Source organism: Crossiella sp. S99.2, from assembly GCF_023094165.1.
Classification (GTDB): Bacteria; Actinomycetota; Actinomycetes; order Mycobacteriales; family Pseudonocardiaceae; genus Crossiella.
The window spans coordinates 272,969-290,334 of the sequence record NZ_JALMDK010000007.1; the positions used below are offsets into that span (position 1 = coordinate 272,969).

The window sequence follows — 17,366 nt, forward strand, 5'->3', positions numbered from 1 at the left end:
TCGGGACAACACGTTCAGACACCGGGATCATGCCCGCGCGGTCGCGGATCTGAGCCGAATCTGGTCCCGATGGGGCAGGTTTTGCCGACCTGGCTTGACCGGCGGAAAATCGGTTGCTACCCCTGGGCTCCGGGTGGGGCGCCGCACTCGGCACCCCACCCGGGCATGGCTAACGCAGCAGGTAGGCGTCGATGATGGTCTGGTCGACGGAGTTGCCCGCCTGGTCCGCCGCGGTGGCCCGCAACGACACCGACTTGGCGTTGTCCGGGTGGTACAGCAGCGCGCGGCCGCCGAGCACCGGCGCGGTCTTCCAGGTGGCGCCCTGGTCGTAGGAGACCTGGACCACCTGCAGGCGTTGCCGGGAACTGGTGCCCGCCTGGTTCTCGACCGAGACGGGCAGCGCGAACAAGCCCCTGGGGGCACTGCCCGCGTCGTCCAGCGCCGGGGTGAAGCGGACGGCGGAGACCGGGTACTGGGTGACGCCCGGGGTTCGGTCGCCCTGGAAGGTCCAGCTGCCGCTGACCTTGGTGGCCTGGGTGTGGCCGGTGCGGGTGGCCTCGGTGGTCACCCGGTAAGTGGCCCGGCCGGCCGGGAGCACGAACCGGCCGCCCCCGGCGTCGCGGGTCTCGCCGAAGAGTTGACCGTCGCGGTACAGCTTGGTCGAGGCGGAGGTGGTGGCCGAGAAGCCCGCGTTGCCCGCGCCGTCGCTGAACAGCGGCAGGGTGATGACCATGAGTTCACCGCGTTGCTGCGTCCACTGATCGTCCCGGGTGTCCGGGAAAGCGGGCCCGAAAACGCCACGGTACAAGGACTCCGAGTAGGTCCGGCCCGGCGCGTACGACTTCACCGCGCCCACGAACGACTGGTGGTTCTGGCCGGGCAGGCTCAGCCGGCGGGACCAGTCGGCGTTCTCCCCGCCGTAGAACTCGGTGTAGACACCGGGTTTCACCGGTGTCAGCGTGCCCAAGCCCCAGTCGGCCCTGGCGTTGTGCGGTGACGAGGTCAGTCCGACGTAGGACTGGCCGGTCACCGGGCCGAGATTCACCCGCACTGTGGCCAGGTCCGCGGGCTTGACCACCTTGGACAGTCCAGTGTGGACGCCGCCCTTGCGGTACCAGGCCAGGCCGTACAGCCCGGTGGGCGTGGTCCAGTTGGTGTGCAACCCTCCGGTGACCTCGCCGGCCGGGGCGTCCGGGCCGACCTGGGCGAAGCCGACGTCGCGCACGTCGCCGCCGCGCGAGAAACTGCTGATGGTGTACCGGTGTGGCCCGGCGAGCCGCTCGAAACCGATCTGCAGCAACGACAACCGCGCATCCGCTTCGGGCAGGGTGAGGTCGAGCGGCTTGGTGGTGCGGGCGTCGAGGGTGATCGTGGCCGGTCCGGTGATCCGCAGGTTCGGCGCGTTCAGCACGTCGTGCGCGTACGGCTCGTCGGTCGTCACCGAGCCGGAGAGCAGGTACCGCCCGGCCGCGAGCCGCTGGACCACCTTGCCGTTGGTGAAGCCGCCAGGGAACACGGCCTCGTCGGTGTCCACGTTGACCAGGAAGGCGTTCGCGAAACGCGGCGCCGCCCCGGTCCGGTCGTGTGCGGCGATGGTCACGTCGTAACTCTCGACCTCAAGATCGATCTCGACCGCCGTGCGCACGGACATCCCGCCGCCGGTGGCCAGCACCGCACCGCCGAACTTGCCACCGTCCGGAGCCTTGGTCACCTCCGCTTTCACGGTGGCAGCGGCACTTCCGCCGGCGGGAATGACGATCTGGTTGGGGGACACGCTGAACACGCCGCCGGTGGTGTCCATCTTGAGGTCCAGGGTCACCGGCGTGCTGCCGCTGTTGGCGTAGCTGATCTCCTTGGTGACCGCGGGTTTGCCGGTGTGCGGCCACCGGTTCTTGCCCAGGCTCAGGCTGATCGGCTTGGTGGTGACGGTCTGCTTGAGCACCTTCGCCGAGTCCACCCGGCCCGCGCCTTGCTCGAACGGGGTCAGCCCCGGGGTCGGCGTGCTAGAGCCGGTAAGCACTGCCTTCAGCTGGTCACCGGTCAGGCCGGGGTGTTGCTGGGCAAGCAAAGCCGCCGCACCGGCCACGTGCGGGGTGGCCATGGAGGTGCCGGACAGCCTGGTGTAGCCGTCGCCGACCGGCTCGCCGATCTTGCCGTCGGCGTGCCGCGCGGCCACGATGTCCACGCCGGGCGCGGTGAGGTCCGGTTTGATCATCCCGCCGTCCTTGCGCGGGCCGCGGGAGGAGAACTCGGCGAGCTTGTTGTCGCGGTCCACCGCGCCGACGGTCAGCGCCGCGTCCGCGCTGCCGGGCGAGTGGATCGTGCCTCCCCGCGGGCCCGCGTTGCCGGCGGCGATCACGAACAGCGTGCCGTGCTTGGCGGACAACGTGTTCACCGCTTCCTCAAGCGGGTCGAGTTCCGGGGTGTCCCAGTCGCCGAGGCTCATGTTGACGATGTGCGCGCCCTGCTCCGCGGCCCACTGCATCCCGGCGATGATTCCCGAGTCCGCGCCGGACCCGTTGTCCGCCAGCACTTTCACGTCCAGGATCCGGGCGCCAGGGGCGACCCCGCGGTACTTGCCGCCGGACTTCGCGCCGGTGCCCGCGATGGTGGAGGCCACGTGCGTGCCGTGGCCGTAGTGGTCCAGTGCGTCAGGCGAGCCGGAGAAGTTCTTGCCACCCACCTCGCGGTCGGCCAGGTCCGGGTGCGTGTTGTCCACCCCGGTGTCCAGCACCGCCACGGTCACCCCGGCGCCGGTGTACCCGGCCGCCCACGCGGTGGGCGCGCCGATCTGCTGGACGCTGTGGTCGAGGGTGGCCTGGCGCTGCCCGTCCAGCCAGATCTTGGCGATACCACTGGACTTTAGCGCGGGGCCGGTCAGGTCGCGCCAGAACGCGGCGGGCTCAACCTTGACCGCGGTGGCGTTGATGCTGGGCAGATCGAGCGCGCCCGCCATCCGGGCGAGGGGCCGTTCCGCGTTGGCGTACTTGACGATGAGCGGGATCGGGCCCCGGTACGCCCGCAGTTCGGTGACGTCGAAGAGCCGCCGGTCGATGATCTTGTCGGCGAGCAGGGGCGCGGCGTCGGCGGGGATCACGTAGGTGTGGCCCTGGGACTGGTAGCTGGTGAAGGTCTGCCGCTCCCGGCCGGGCCCGGGGATCAGGTGACCGGTGCCGCCGTTGGTGCCGGGGACGACCTTGTCGCCGGTGATCAGGGTGACCGCGGCGGCGGGATCGAAGGATGCCGGAGCGGCCTGGGCGAGTGCCGGTAGCCCGGCTGAGACCAGCAGGACGGAGAGTAGGAAGCCACCACATAAACGGCGCACGAGTACCTCCAGGTAGGCAACGTCGCCGGAACCTAGTGGCCGGTGTCGGACAGCTACAAGAGCCGTGCGGAGGGCTTCCGATCAACGCGCATCCTCTTGCGCCGTAAGGTGAGAGCGCTACCATGAGGTGTCCGCCGGCGGCGCTGTTCGGGGGTCCGGACGGCGCCGCCAGCGGACGGTCGGATCAGGTGGTTTTCAGGGTCAGGTCGTAGCGCCGGAGCACCTCGCGGACCGGTTGGAAGTAGGTGCCGCCACCGTCCTTGCAGTTGCCGGACCCGCCGGAGAGCATCCCCTGGGCCTCCGCTCGCCCGTGTTCGGGGCGGCTGACGAAGGAGCCGCCGGAGTCACCCCGTTCGGCGCAGGCGTCGGTTCGGGTCAGGCCGCGGACGACGTTGCCGTCGCCGTAGTTGGCGGTCTCGTCGATGGCCAGCACCCGGCCGCAGTGCCAGCCGGTGGTGGAGCCGGAGCGGCAGACCCGGCCGTTGATGCCGACCGCCGAGCTGCCCTCGATGCGCACGTCCGAGCCCTCGCCGTAGCGGTCCACCTTGGACGTGATGTTCGCGTCGTCCTTGCTCACCCGGACGGTGCCGTAGTCATTGCCGGGGAAGGAGGATCGGCTCACCGTGCCGATGGTGCCGCCGGCGCCGCGGACCGTGCCGCCGTGCCTGGCGCAGTGTCCGGCGGTGAGCACGTAGTGATCGTCGTCGTGGAACGCGCTGAACCCTACCGAACAGCGATGCCCGGAGAAGTAGAGTCCTTGTCCGCCAATGATGTCCCAGAGCAGCTGGGGTGCGGCGGCCACCCGGTCGACCCGGATGCCGGGGAGGCCGCTGCCGTGGATCCAGGCCGCTCCGGCGGGGTCGTTGCCGACCAGGCTGACCACAAGCTGGTTGGCGGGCAGGTCGACGTGCCATCCGGCGACCGAGTCGGGTGCGCTGGTCGCCCTATTGTCTAAAGTGGACTGTAGCTGGCGTAGTCGGGATTCGCTGTGCTGCACGGTCTTCGGGATCGCGCCCGCCGCACGGACCCGGGCCGAGCCGGCGGGGTCGGTGACGCCGACGACGAGCTTGCCCGTGTTCAGGTCCAGCCAGGAACCGGCGAAGCTGCCACCGAGCGCGGTGCTCAGTGCGGTCCGGGCAGTCTCCAGGGCGGTCGGTCCGGCGGCTTCGGTCAGGGTGGCCGGGGTGGCCGTCGCGGGCGTGGCGAATGCGGCGGCGCACAGTGTCACGGTGGTCAGGACGGCGAATGTGGACAGCGAAGGTCGACGCACGAGAGCCTCCGGAGAATGCGCGAAGTGAGAACGGATCTCGACGTTACGGCAGTCCGGGTAAACGCAGATAGCGGCTGATTGTGTAGCTGACCTGGGCTGATGTGCGGGAAAGTGGCGGACTCTTCGCTCGGTCGGGTGAGGTGCATAAGCGGAGTGGTCGAAATCGCGGCCGGTCTTCGCGAACTTCCCTGGGTATCGTTGTCGAATTCGGCTCGACTTAGGCGATCGGGCGTTTCACCCGGTTCAAGTCCGCGCTGGACTTGTCCACCAGGGCGCGCATCGCCGCCTCGGCCGCAGCCGGATCCCCGGACCGCACCGCCTCGTACACCGCGCGGTGGCTCGGCACCGGATCGTCGGCCGGGTCCGCGCCGTGCACCAGGCGGTCCCTGGCGGCCAGCCCGATCGCGATCACCCGCTCGATCTGCACCAGGAAGTTGTTGTGCGTGGCCGACAACAGCGCCCGGTGGAACTCCAGGTCGGCGGCCACCATCTCCTCGGTGTCCGCACCGGCGGCGGCCATCCGCTCCAGTGCCGCGGCCAGTGCCTCGACCTCGATCGGGTTGGCGCGGCGGGCGGCCATCCGGGCCGCGGCGGGTTCGACCACCGCGCGGACCTCGGTCAGCTCGTCGAACAGGTCGGCGGCCGCGGTGGTCGCGGTCTGCCAGCGCATCACGTCGGTGTCCAGCATGTTCCACGAGCTGCGGGGCTGCACGAAGGTGCCGCGCTTCTGCCGCGCGTCGATCATCCCCTTGGCGGTGAGCACCTTCAGCGCCTCGCGCAGCGCGGTCAGGCTCACGTCCAGTTCCGCGCGCAACGCGGGCAGGTCCAGGGTCTCGCCCTCGGCCAGCTCGCTGGACAGGATGCGGCTGGCCAGCACCTCGACGGTCTGGCCGTGCACGCCGCGGGGACGGTGCGTGGTCATGCCCGCACAGTAACGAGCTGACGGCACGGACGGGCGATTGCTCGTAAATTAGGAATTAATCTTGACACTGCGAGCGTGGCTTGCGAGCCTGTGACCCCGGATGACCATCCGCGCGGCCCAGATCCCCACAACGAGGTGCAGGCAATGATCGAGGTCAGTCGCAGAAACTTCCTGCTAGGAATGGGTGCGCTCGGCGGCGCCGCGGTGCTCGGCGGCTGCGCCACCTCGGCCTCCAGCGGCGCGGTGCAGCAGACCGCGGGTGCGGTGAGCATCCAATCCAACCTGTCCGCCCCGGCGGCCAAGGCCGCGATCGAGGCGCTGGCCAAGGGCTTCAGCGATTCGGGTGCGGCCAAGGCGGCGGTGAACACGGTGGCCTCGGAGACCTTCCGCACCCAGCTGCCCAGCTACCTCACCTCGGCCACTCCGCCGGACACCTACACCTGGTACCCCGGCTCGATCCTGGCCGGGTACGCGCGCAAGGGCCTGCTGCTCGACGTCGGCGATGTCTGGCAGGGCATGGGGGACTACAGCCAGTCCTTCCGCACCCTCAGCGGCGACGGCGCCGGCAAGCTGGTGTTCGTGCCCACCACCTACTACTGGTGGGGTTTCTTCTACCGCAAGAGCAACTTCGCCAGGTGGGGCGTGACACCGCCGAACACCTGGAGCGAGTTCCTCGCACTGTGCGAGACCTTGCGCGGCAAGGGGATCGAGCCGATCGGGCTGGGCGCGGGCGGCGGCACCCAGTGGACCTCCTCGGCCTGGTTCGACTACCTCAACATCCGGATCAACGGCGCCCCGTTCCACCGCGATCTGCTGGCGGGCAAGGGCCGCTTCGACGATCCCAAGGTGGCCAAGGTGCTGGAGACCTGGAAGACCGTGCTGCCGCACTTCGACCCGCGCGGCACCGCGATCCCGTTCCAGGACGCCACCACCTCGCTGCTGCAGGGCCGCACCGGGATGATGCTGATCGGCACCTTCTTCGCCGACGCCGCACCCAAGGAAGCCCTGGACGACATCGACTTCTTCCAGTTCCCGATCCTGGACCCGGCCGTGCCGGTGGCCGAGGAAGCCCCCACCGACGGCTTCTTCGCCAGTTCCCGCACCCCGCACCTGGCCGCCACCAAGGAATTCCTCAAGTACGCGGCCACCGCGCCGGCCCAGGAGCTGTACATCCGCAACTCCTCCGGCACCATCCTGCCTGCCCATCCGTCCGCAAAGGACAGTGGCACTCCGCTGGTGCTCAAGGGCCGCAAGATGTTGCAGGAGGCCAAGGAGCTGACCCAGTTCTTCAACCGGGACTCCAGCGACGCGTTGCAGCCCACCGCGGACACCGCGCTGATCCGGTTCATCCAGCGCCCCAACGAGATCAGCTCCATCCTCACCGAGTGGCAGGCCGCCGCGCAGAAGGTGTGGAACTCCTGAGATGACCGTCCTCGCCGCCCCGGCGCGCCGGCGCCGACACCGGCTGCCACCGATCCTGCTGCTGTTCGTGTTCGTCCCGTTCGCGGTTGAGGCGTTCTGGGTGTTCTGGCCCGCGCTGCAAGGATTCTACCTGTCCCTGACCTCCTGGGACGGCGTATCCCCACCCACCTGGGCCGGGTTTGACAACTACGCCGAACTGTTCTCCGACCCCACCTTCGGCACCGCCTTCGCCAACACCGCGATCTGGCTGGTGCTCTTCGGCGGGGTCTCGGCCGCGGGTGGTCTGGCCCTGGCCATGCTGCTGCAACGGGAACGCAAGGGCGTCGGCTTCTACCGCGCCGCGCTGTTCACCCCGGTGGTGTTCTCCCTGGTCGCGACTTCGCTGATCTGGCAAGGGCTGTACCAGCCGGACGGCCTGGTCAACTCGCTGCTGGACACCGTCGGCCTCGGCGAGTGGCAGCGGTCCTGGCTGGCCGATCCGGACACCGCGCTGTACGCGCTGCTCGCCCCCGCGCTGTGGCGGCAACTCGGGTACGTGATGGTGCTATACCTGGCCGGGCTCAAGGGGATCGACCCGGCGCTGTACGAGGCGGCCAAGCTGGACGGGGCCAGTCCGTGGCAGCAATTCCGCTTTGTCACCTGGCCGCAGCTGCGCCCGGTCAACTCGGTGATCCTGTCCGTGATCGTGATCGACTCGCTGCGCTCCTTCGACGTGGTGTGGTCGATGACCAAGGGCGGGCCCTACCACTCCTCGGAACTGCTCAGCACCTACATGTACAGCACCGCCTTCCAGACCCTGCGGCTCGGGTACGCCTCCGCGCTGGCCGTGGTGATCTTCCTGCTGGCCTTCGGCGTGATCGTCACCTACCTGGTCCGCGTGCTGCGCGAGGAGGAAGCGTGATTCCCCGCCGGGTAAGGACATTCCTCTTCCATGCGGGCGCGGGCACGCTGTCCGTGCTGTGGCTGCTGCCGATCGCGCTGGTGTTGGTGACCAGCATCCGCACCTTCGACGATGTGGCGAGCAACGGTCTGGGCAGCCTGCCCGGCTCGTTCACCCTGGAACCCTTCGCCCAGGCCTGGGGTGAGGGCGGGGTGGGCGGCGCGATGCTGAACAGCCTCCTGGTCACCGTGCCGACCGTGTTGCTGTCCCTGGCACTGAGCGCGGCGGCGGCCTTCGCGCTGAGCCGCTACGAGATCCCGTTCCGGCGCAGCATCCTCCTGGTCATGCTGGCCGGGAACCTGTTGCCACCGCAGATCCTGCTGGTGCCGGTGGCCAAACTGACCGAGGTGCTGGGCATCTACGACACGCTGTCCGCGCTGGTCATCGTGCAGGTCGGCTTCGGGCTGGGCTTCTACACCTTTGTGCTGCAAGGGTTCCTGCGCGCGATCCCGAACGAGATCCAGCAGGCCGCGGTGATCGACGGGGCCGGGCCGATCCGGATCTTCTGGTCGGTCATCCTGCCACTGGCCCGGCCCGCGCTGGCCGCGTTGAGCGCCTTGGCCTTCACCTGGGTGTTCAACGACCTGCTGTGGGCGATCACGGTGCTGCGCTCGGGCACGGTGATGCCGGTGACGCCCGCGCTGCTCGGCCTGCAGGGGCAGTACGTGTCGACCTGGAACGTGATCGCGGCCGGGTCGGTGCTGGCCGCCATCCCGACGGTGGCGGTGTTCCTGCGCTTCCAGAAGCACTTCATCTCCGGACTCGCGATCGGCGCGGTGAAATGACCAACTGGACACTCAGGCTGGCCACCACCTCCTACACGGTCGCGCTGGCCCCCGACGGACGCTGGGCGGAACTGCATTCCTGGGGTCCGCACGGCATTGAGGACGGGCCCTCGCCGTTGCGTAACAACGGTGAGGTGCATTTCATCACCGAGGCCGACGCCGCGCCGATCGAGTACGCGCCGCGCGGGCTGCGGGCCTTCGGCGGCGCGGACCTGGAGGTGGCGGGGGAGACCTGGTGGTCCCTGGTCGAGTCCGAGTCCACTTCGGACACTCTGCGACTGACCTTCGCCGACGAGCTGTCCGGGCTGTGGGCGGAGCTGTGCTACCAGGCGGTGCCTGGCCAGGACGTGCTGCTGCGCTGGGTCGAGTTCACCAACACCGGCCCGGCCGACCTCGAACTCAGCCGCCTCGACTCGGCCGGAGTCTGCATCCCGACCGGGTCCGCCGGGGCCAGGCTGACCTACCTGACCGGCCAGTGGTCCCAGGAGTTCCAGCGCCGCGAACTGATCCTGCCCGCCGGGCGCTTCGGGCTACACAGCCGCTTCGGCGTGCCTGGACACGCGGCCGTGCCCTGGCTCGCCGTGCAGGACGCCGCCGAACCCGACGGCCCGGCCTGGGGAATTTCCCTTGCCTGGTCCGGTTCCTGGCAACTGGAGGCGGAGATCGAACCGGCCGGGTGGACCCGGGTGCACGCCGGACGGTTGCCACATCCCGGCCCGATCCGACTGGCCCCAGGACAGCGGTTGTCGACCCCGGAACTCGCGCTCGCGTCCAGTGTGGACGGTCTGGACGGGCTGTCCCGGGTCTGGCATGCCTACGATCGCAGCCTGTCCCGGCCGCGCGCCCGCCCGGTGCTCTACAACTCCTGGGAGGCCACCGGATTCGACGTCGACGGCCCCGGTCAGCTCGCGCTGGCCAAGGTCGCCGCGGACCTCGGGGTTGAGCTGTTCGTGGTCGACGACGGCTGGTTCACCGGCCGCCACGACGACACTGGCGGCCTCGGCGACTGGACCCCCGACGAATCCGCCTTCCTCGAAGGATTTGGCGCGTTCGTCCAGCAGATCCGGGCGCTGGGACTGGACTTCGGGCTGTGGGTGGAGCCGGAATCGGTCAGCCCCAAGTCGAAGCTCTACGCCGAACACCCGGACTGGGTCTACCGGATCGACGGCCGACCGGCCACCCTGATCCGCAACCAGCTCCTGCTCGACCTGGGCCGCGAGGACGTCTACCTGTTCCTCCGGGACACCCTCGGCAAGCTCCTGGACGACTACCCGATCAGCTACCTCAAGTGGGACATGAACCGCCCGCCCACCGAACGCGGCGGCCCGGCCGGTGACCTGGACGCCGCGCACGTGGCCAACTACCACCGCCTGCTCGACCACCTGCGCACCACCTACCCGCACGTCACCATCGAAGCCTGCGCCGGTGGCGGCGCGCGCACCGACCTGGCCACCATCGCCCGTACCGACGTGCTCTGGCCCAGCGACAACACCGGACCCCTGGACCGACTGTCCATTCAGGACGGTTTCCTGCTGGCGCACGCCCCGCACCTGCTCAGCTCCTGGGTCACCGACGCCCCCGGAATATTTGACCCGCGCCCGCGCTCACTCAAGTTCCGCTTCGTCACCGCTATGGCCGGGGTCCTGGGCATCGGCGCGGACCTCGGCAAGTGGTCCGCCGGACAACGTGCCGAAGCCACCGAACTCATCGCCCAGTACAAGAAGATCCGCGGCATCATCCACACCGGCGTGGTGCACCGGCCACGCGCCGACCGGGACACCGAAGCCGTGCAGTACACCGCCGGTGACACGGTGGTCGTGCTGGCCTGGAACACCGGCCGCCTGGACGGCGCACCCCTGGTTCCCGGCCGCTCCGCCCGCGTCCGCCTGCGCGGACTGAACCCCGCCGCGTCCTATGTGGACAGAACAACCGGCGCCCGCTACTCGGGCGCGCACCTGCTGTACGCCGGGCTCCCCTTCGACTGGACCCCGGCCGACGACGCCGCCGTCACCGTGCTGGACACCCACCAACGACGAGAGGTGACCCTGCCATGAGAACCCTGTTACGGCGCGGCACGGCACTGGCCGCCCTGGCCATGCTCGCCGCGACGCTGCCCGCCGCCGCGTCGCCCGAGGAGGCCGCGCACACCAGTGCCGCGGTCGATCAGGGCGCGCCCGAGTACTACGACAGCGGCCTGGCCGACACCCCGTACATGGGCTGGAACACCTACTACGGCACCGGCGCGCCCACCGAGGCCAGCATCCGCGGGGTCGCCGACCACATGGCCGCCAGCGGTTTGCGCGACGCCGGATACAAGATCATCTGGATTGACGGCGGCTGGACCGCGCCGCAGGCCCGCAACGCCGCCGGTGACCTGGTGATCGACCCGGTCAAGTTCCCCAACGGCTTCGACCAGCTGGTGGAAGACCTGCACCGCAAGGGATTCAAGGCCGGGATCTACACCGACGCGGGCGCCTGGGACGGCAAGAACTGCGGGGTCGGCAGCGGCGGCTACTACGAACGCGACACCAAGCAGTTCGCCCGCTGGAAGTTCGACGCGATCAAAATCGACTTCCTCTGCGGCATCCACCAGAACATGAAGCCCGCCAAGGCCTTCGCCGAGTTTTCCGCCGCGGTGCGCAAGGCCGGGCGGCCAATGCTGCTCAACCTGTGCAACCCGGTCACCGACGCCTGGAGCGTGCCGCACGGCCCGGACCAGGTGGCCGGCATCTCCTACAGCTTCGGCCCCACCGTGGCCGACTCCTGGCGCTCCTCCACCGATGTCGCCTTCGGCACCCCGTATGAGGGGATCTGGCGGGACATGTTGCGCAACATGGACGACAACGCCGCGCACCCGGAAGCCAGCGGGCCCGGTCACTTCAACGACCCGGACTACCTGATCCCTATGCGCCGCACCGAGAAGGGCACCCTCGAACTCAACGAGGAGGAGTCCACCACCCAGTTCGTGATGTGGGCGCAGATGGCCGCGCCGCTGATCATCGGCTCCGATCCGCGCACCCTGCCCGAATCGATGATCCGCACCCTGCGCAACCCGGAGATCCTCGCGGTCAACCAGGACCGCCGGGCCATCCAGGGCGTGCGGATTGGCAACAACGGCAGCACCGACATCTACAGCAAGGTGCTCTCCCGCGCCGGTGAACGCTCGGTCGTCCTGCTCAACCGCGGTGATCAGCCCGCCGAGATCACGGTGAAGTTCGCCGACGCCGGACTCCAGGGCGAGGTTGCCGTCCGCGACCTGCGCGCCCGCGCCGACCGCGGCAAGGCCACCGGCTCCTACACCGCCACCGTGCCCGCGCACGGCACCGCCATGCTCAAGCTGCGCGGCGCCGAACTGGCCCCCGGTGACTCCCTTGGCGGCGCGGCCTCGGCCAGCCCGGCCCTGGTCCGCTTCGACGACGCCACCGCGGTCGCCTTCCAGCGCAACGAACACGGCGTCCTCGAACAGCAGCTCCGCACCGGCGACAAATGGTCCCAGCGCTGGACCCCGCTCGGCGGCCCCACCGGCGGCCGGATCCTCGGCCAGCCCGCCGCCTACGCCAGCGCGGGCAACCGGATCGACGTGTTCGTGCGCGGCCTGGACAACGCCGCCTACCGCCGCACCTCCCGCGCCGGGGTGTGGGGACCGTGGCAGCGCCTCGGCGGCAGCCTCACCGACTCGCCCAGCGTGGCCTTCACCAGTCCCGACAACTGGAGCCTGTTCGGCCGCGGTGCCGACGGCAAAATCTGGACCCGCACGGCCGACTCCGCCTGGACCAGCATCGGCGCCCCCGGGGACAAGCCCACCTACGGCCGCCCCGGCGCGGCCGTGGTCTCCGACGGCACCTTCGTCGCGGTGCGCACCGCCGAGGACGCCGTCTGGGTCCGCCAGCGCGACACCGCGGGCAACTGGGGCGCGTGGACCGGCCTGGGTGGCGTGATCAGCGGCAGTCCGACGCTACTGTCCACACAGGACAGGATCTACCTGTTCGCCAGGGCAGGCGACTACACGCTGTGGCAGGTCAACCGGACCGACGGCAACTGGGGCGGCTGGTTCAAGCGAACCGAGTTCGCCAGCAACAGTGTTGTCGGCGCGGTCGGCGCCGCCCCTGGCGCGAACGGCTCGGCCTGGCTGGTGCACCGCGGACCGGACAACCGCGTGTCCCAGTCCAGGCTCTGAAAGGGGAGTAGCCATGTCGGGACGGTCGCGGTGCGCGGTGGTCACCGGAGCGGCGGCGGGCATCGGCGCCGCGACCGCCCGACGTCTGGCGGCAGCGGACTACCAGGTCATCGGCGTCGACCTGGTCGCGTCCACAATGGACAACGGCACCCACCCCCTAGTAGGCGACGTGGCCGCCGAGGACACCTGGCGACGGGTGCTGGAACTGGCCGACGACCTGGCCGGTGGGGTGGACGCGCTGGTATGCAACGCCTTCACCGTCACCGTGCGGCCACTGCACGAGCAGAGCCGGGCCGAGTGGACCCGGCAACTAGAGGTCAACCTCACCGGCGCCTACCTGGCCGCGCACGCCTGCCTGCCCACGCTGATGCCCCGGCGCGGCGCGGTGGTGCTGGTGTCCTCGGTGCACGCGCACTTCGGCATCCCCGGCCACCCCGGCTACGCCGCCAGCAAAGGCGGACTGGTGTCGCTGGCCCGGCAGCTCGCGGTGGAGTACGCGCCGGAGGTGCGGGTCAACGCGGTGCTGCCCGGCCCGGTGCTCACCGCCGCCTGGGACCGGGTCAGCCAGGCCGACCGGGAACGCAGTGCCAGGGCCACCCCGGCCCGGCGGCTGGGTGAGCCTGCCGAGGTGGCGGAGGTGGTCAACTTCCTGCTCTCCCCGGCGGCCAGCTTCGTCACCGGGGCGGAACTGGTGGTCGACGGCGGCTGGTCAGCGGCCAAGGACTCGTCATGAGGGGGTATGAGTGAAGATCACCGGGATCGAGACCTTTCTGGTCGCGCCGCGCTGGCTGTTCCTCAAGATCAGCACCGATGAGGGCCTCGTCGGCTGGGGCGAGCCGGTGGTGGAGGGCCGGGCGGAGACCGTGCGCGCGGCCGTGCACGAGCTGTCCGAACTGGTGCTCGGCCAGGACCCGCTGCGCATCGAGGATCACTGGCAGGTGTTGCGGCGCAGTGGTTTCTACCGCGGCGGACCGGTGCTCTCCAGCGCGCTGTCCGGCTACGACCAGGCGCTGTGGGATATCGCGGGCAAGGCGCGGGACTGCCCGGTGCACGAGCTGCTCGGCGGCCCGGTGCGCGATCGGGTGCGGGTCTACTCCTGGGTGGGCGGCGACCGGCCGGACGGCATTTTCGACGCCGTGACCAGGCAGGTCGAGGCCGGGTACACCGCGGTGAAGATGAACGTGGCCGGGCCGCTCACCGCGATCGACACCCCCGCCCAGGCCAACGCCGCCCTCGACCGGGCCCGGCAGGCCAGGGAAGCCCTTGGCCCGCACGGGGATCTGGCCATCGACTTCCACGGCCGCACCAGCCCGGCGATGGCCCGGCGGCTGGTGCGGATGTTGGAGGAGGTGCAGCCGATGTTCGTCGAAGAACCGGTTCTGCCTGAGCTGCAAGGCAATGCGCTGGCCTCGGTGGTGCAGGCCAGCACGGTGCCGGTGGCGGTGGGGGAGCGGCTGTACTCGCGCTGGGAGGTCAAACCGGCGCTGGACGCCGGCGTCGCGGTGCTGCAACCGGATCCCTCGCACGCCGGCGGCATCTCCGAGTTACGGCGGATCGGCGCGCTGGCCGAGATCTACGGCGCCAGCATCGCCCCGCACTGCCCGCTCGGCCCGATCGCACTGGCCGCCAGCCTGCAGATCGCCTTCGCCACGCCCAACTTCCTCATCCAGGAACAAAGCCTGCGCCTGCACTACAACACCGGCGGCGAACTCCTGGACTACCTCCTCGACACCACCCCGTTCGACTTCGTCGACGGCCACGCCCGCCGCCCGCTCGGCCCCGGCCTGGGCATCGAGATCGACGAGACCGCGGTCCGCCGCGCCGCCGAGACCGGCCACCACTGGCGCAACCCGGTGTGGCGGCACGAGGACGGCAGTCTGGCCGAATGGTGACCGAGGCGATCTGGCTGGACAACGGCGTGCTGCGGCTGGGTTTCCTGCCCGCGCTCGGTGGCCGCCTGCTCTCCCTGCGGCATGAGGGCGTCGAGGTGTTGTGGCGCAACCCGAGGCTGCTCGACGACGAGCTGCAACCCGTTGGCGGGCACCGGTTCGCACCCAACTCCGGGGAGATGGGCGACTGGGTCAACTACGGCGGCGACAAGACCTGGCCCGCCCCGCAGGGCTGGTCCGGCGCGCACGAATGGCCCGGCCCACCCGACCCGGTGCTGGACTCCGGCCCGTACACCGCCGCCGTCGAAGGCTTGTCCGTCACCCTGACCAGCGGCCACGACCCGCACACCGGCCTGCGCCTGACCCGCCGCTTCACCCTGCACGCCAAGGACGCCGGCTACTGCCTCGACCTCACCGCCACCAACACCGGCGAGCACCCGGTCCGCTGGTCGCTGTGGAACGTCACCCAGCTCCCGGCCGGAACCGTCCACATCGGACTCACCGACCGCCCCGAGCCCAGGGTCCGCGACCTGATCACCACCACCCACCCGGTCGAACACCGGATCGACGGTGACCTGGTGACGGTGCCCAGCCAGGCCACCGTGGGCAAACTCGGCTTCCCTGGCAGCGTGGGCTGGGTCACCCACCACGGCCGCCGCTCGCTCACCCAGCGGTTCACTGTGGACAGTGCCGCCGAGTATCCGGACGGTGGCTCGCCGCTGGAAGTCTGGCTGGAATCCCCGCTGCCCGAACCAATCGCCGCCCTGGGCAACCTCAACCCACCGGACGAGATCGTGGAATGCGAGATTCTCGGCCCGCTCACCACCCTGGCGCCGGGCGCGTCCACCGGGTTGCGGATCGAGGTCAGCGTGGCGGATCCAGCCTGAAACACACCATCCCGTCCCGCTCGTCCCAGGATTCGACCTCGCGGAACCCGAGCCGCCGGTACAACCCGATCGCGTCAGTCCGCCAGTCCCACACCGACAACCGCACCCCGGTCCCGGCCGCCTGCACCGCGGCCTCGGTGAGGTGCCGGGCCACGCCCTTGCCGCGCCAGCCCGGATCCACCCACAGCCGTTTCAGCTCGCCGTCTGCGGTCAGCACCACACACCCCACCGGTTCGTCCACAGTGGACGCCAGCAACACCAGGCCGTCCGCGAACGAACCCAGCGGATCCAGCACCTCCCGGCGGTAGCGCTCCGGCAACCCGGTGGCGTCCGGCGCCGGAGCGCCCTTCTCCGCCTCGGTGGCCAGGTGATAGCCGGTCAGCAGCCGGACCAGCCACTCGACCCGGTCCGGCGGGCAGGGCGCGACGGTGATCATGCCGCCATCCCACCGCGATGGGCTCGCGGTAGCAAGGGTTGTGCGATCGGCGCGGCGCCCGGCCCTGATCTTGGCCGATCGCACAAGAGAACAGCGCGGCCGGACTGATGTGGTGGGCACGGGGGGTCCGCGTAGAAAAGGATGGTTTCCCGTGCTCAGAAGGTTGATCTCACCGGCGCTCACCGTGGCGCTGGTGCTCTCCGGTGGCGTCGCGCTCGCGCAGCCGACCGGCACCGGCAAGGTTCAGCAGGCACTCCAGGCAGCCCTGGACGCGGGCGCGCCGGGCGGGCTCACCGTGGTCAACGACCGCCGCACCGGCAGGCAGACCTACGTCGCCGGCCAGGCCGACCTCACCAGCGGCCGCGCGCCCCGCGCCACCGACCGGTTCCGGATCGGCAGCGTCACCAAGCCGTTCGTGGCCACCGCGCTGCTGCAACTCGTCGGCGACGGCAAGCTGTCCCTGGATGACAAGGTCGCCAAGTGGTTGCCAGGGGCGGTGAAGAACGGCGAGAACATCACCCTGCGGCAGCTGTTGCAACACACCTCCGGGCTGCCGGACTTCGTGCCGCACCTGGACTTCAGCCCCGGCGCCGTGCTCACCGAGTACACCCCGGACCAGCTGCTCAAGCTCATCGTCAACGACCAGCCGACCTTCCCGCCCGGCCAGGGCTGGTCCTACTCCAACACCGGCTACCTGCTGGCGGGCATGGTGATCGGCAAGGTCACCGGCCGGGACTGGCGGCAGGCGGTGACCGACCGGATCCTGCGCCCACTCGGCCTGCGCGACACCGAACTGCCCTACCGCAAGACCACCATCAGCGGCCCGCACCTCAGCGGCTACACCGCCGACCCGGCGAACCCCCAGCGCCGGGTCGAGGTCACCAGGATCAGCCCGACCATGGCCGACGCCGCGGGCGAGCTGATCTCCACCGCGGACGACCTCGGCAGGTTCTTCCGCGCCCTACTGAGCGGTCGGTTGCTGCCCGCCGCGCAGCTCAGGGAGATGACCACCGCGGTGCCGATGACCGGACGCCAGGGCGGTTACGGGCTCGGGCTGATGCGCACCGACCTCAGTTGCGGCATCTCGGTGTGGGGCCACGGCGGTTCCATCCCCGGCTTCAACAGCTGGGCCGCCAGTGACGCCACCGGCGGCAAGGTGATCGGGCTCAACGTCAACCAGCAGCTGGCCAACCCCACGCCCGCGCTGCAGGGGGTGCTCACCGCCGCCTACTGTTGATGTGACCTGGTTCACAACGTGTGTCCGATGAGTTCGTCGCCCGAAACCCGTCCATGCTGGTGAAGGCGTCGAACAA

At 70.1% G+C, this 17,366-nt stretch carries 13 protein-coding genes; 9 read left to right on the top strand and 4 right to left on the bottom strand.

Features of this window, described 5'->3' with window-relative positions; genetic code table 11:
• Positions 1-169 precede the first annotated feature (169 nt).
• The 3 genes from MZC64_RS27815 to MZC64_RS27825 form a co-directional block, all read right to left on the bottom strand.
• Complete coding sequence (locus MZC64_RS27815; RefSeq protein WP_247761806.1) at positions 170-3,325, bottom strand: S8 family peptidase; 3,156 nt, start codon at positions 3,323-3,325, stop codon at positions 170-172.
• A gap of 184 nt (positions 3,326-3,509) precedes the next feature.
• Positions 3,510-4,595: an alpha-lytic protease prodomain-containing protein gene (locus MZC64_RS27820; RefSeq protein WP_247761805.1), complete on the bottom strand. Its 1,086-nt coding sequence runs from the start codon at positions 4,593-4,595 to the stop codon at positions 3,510-3,512.
• 217 nt (positions 4,596-4,812) lie between these two features.
• Positions 4,813-5,517 carry a FadR/GntR family transcriptional regulator gene (locus MZC64_RS27825; protein ID WP_247761804.1) on the bottom strand — a complete coding sequence of 235 codons (705 nt, stop codon included), beginning with the start codon at positions 5,515-5,517 and terminating at the stop codon, positions 4,813-4,815.
• 144 nt (positions 5,518-5,661) lie between these two features.
• Between MZC64_RS27825 and MZC64_RS27830 the strand changes: the two genes are divergently transcribed.
• From MZC64_RS27830 to MZC64_RS27865, 8 genes are read left to right on the top strand one after another with little or no spacing between them, the layout of a single operon-like run.
• Positions 5,662-6,939: an ABC transporter substrate-binding protein gene (locus MZC64_RS27830; RefSeq protein ID WP_247761803.1), complete on the top strand. Its 1,278-nt coding sequence runs from the start codon at positions 5,662-5,664 to the stop codon at positions 6,937-6,939.
• Between the two features lies 1 nt (position 6,940).
• Positions 6,941-7,840: a carbohydrate ABC transporter permease gene (locus MZC64_RS27835; protein ID WP_247761802.1), complete on the top strand. Its 900-nt coding sequence runs from the start codon at positions 6,941-6,943 to the stop codon at positions 7,838-7,840.
• On the top strand, positions 7,837-8,664 hold the full coding sequence (locus MZC64_RS27840; RefSeq protein WP_247761801.1) for a carbohydrate ABC transporter permease: 828 nt from the start codon (positions 7,837-7,839) through the stop codon (positions 8,662-8,664). Before MZC64_RS27835 ends, MZC64_RS27840 begins: the two co-directional genes overlap by 4 nt.
• Positions 8,661-10,718, top strand: coding sequence for an alpha-galactosidase (locus MZC64_RS27845; protein WP_247761800.1), 2,058 nt, complete (start codon positions 8,661-8,663; stop codon positions 10,716-10,718). Before MZC64_RS27840 ends, MZC64_RS27845 begins: the two co-directional genes overlap by 4 nt.
• Positions 10,715-12,841, top strand: a complete 2,127-nt coding sequence (locus MZC64_RS27850; RefSeq protein ID WP_247761799.1) for a glycoside hydrolase family 27 protein — start codon at positions 10,715-10,717, stop codon at positions 12,839-12,841. The genes MZC64_RS27845 and MZC64_RS27850 overlap by 4 nt, the downstream gene beginning before the upstream one ends.
• 13 nt (positions 12,842-12,854) lie before the next feature.
• Entirely contained in the window at positions 12,855-13,574 is a 720-nt protein-coding gene (locus MZC64_RS27855) for an SDR family NAD(P)-dependent oxidoreductase (RefSeq protein ID WP_247761798.1), read from the top strand.
• A 10-nt stretch (positions 13,575-13,584) separates the two neighbouring features.
• A complete protein-coding gene (gene dgoD, locus MZC64_RS27860; protein WP_247761797.1) occupies positions 13,585-14,733 on the top strand; it encodes a galactonate dehydratase in 1,149 nt (382 codons plus the stop codon).
• Positions 14,727-15,617 (top strand): DUF4380 domain-containing protein, encoded by an 891-nt coding sequence (locus MZC64_RS27865; protein WP_247761796.1) that lies wholly within the window; start codon positions 14,727-14,729, stop codon positions 15,615-15,617. The genes dgoD and MZC64_RS27865 overlap by 7 nt, the downstream gene beginning before the upstream one ends.
• Here MZC64_RS27865 and MZC64_RS27870 read toward each other — a convergent pair.
• A complete protein-coding gene (locus MZC64_RS27870) occupies positions 15,595-16,053 on the bottom strand; it encodes a GNAT family N-acetyltransferase (protein ID WP_247761795.1) in 459 nt (152 codons plus the stop codon). The two genes, MZC64_RS27865 and MZC64_RS27870, sit on opposite strands and share 23 nt — an antisense overlap.
• Positions 16,054-16,204: 151 nt before the next feature.
• On the opposite strand from MZC64_RS27870, the gene MZC64_RS27875 reads away from it, so the two are divergent.
• The gene (locus MZC64_RS27875; protein WP_247761794.1) at positions 16,205-17,290 is read left to right on the top strand and encodes a serine hydrolase domain-containing protein; all 1,086 of its coding nucleotides are present in this window, start codon (positions 16,205-16,207) and stop codon (positions 17,288-17,290) included.
• Positions 17,291-17,366 lie beyond the last annotated feature (76 nt).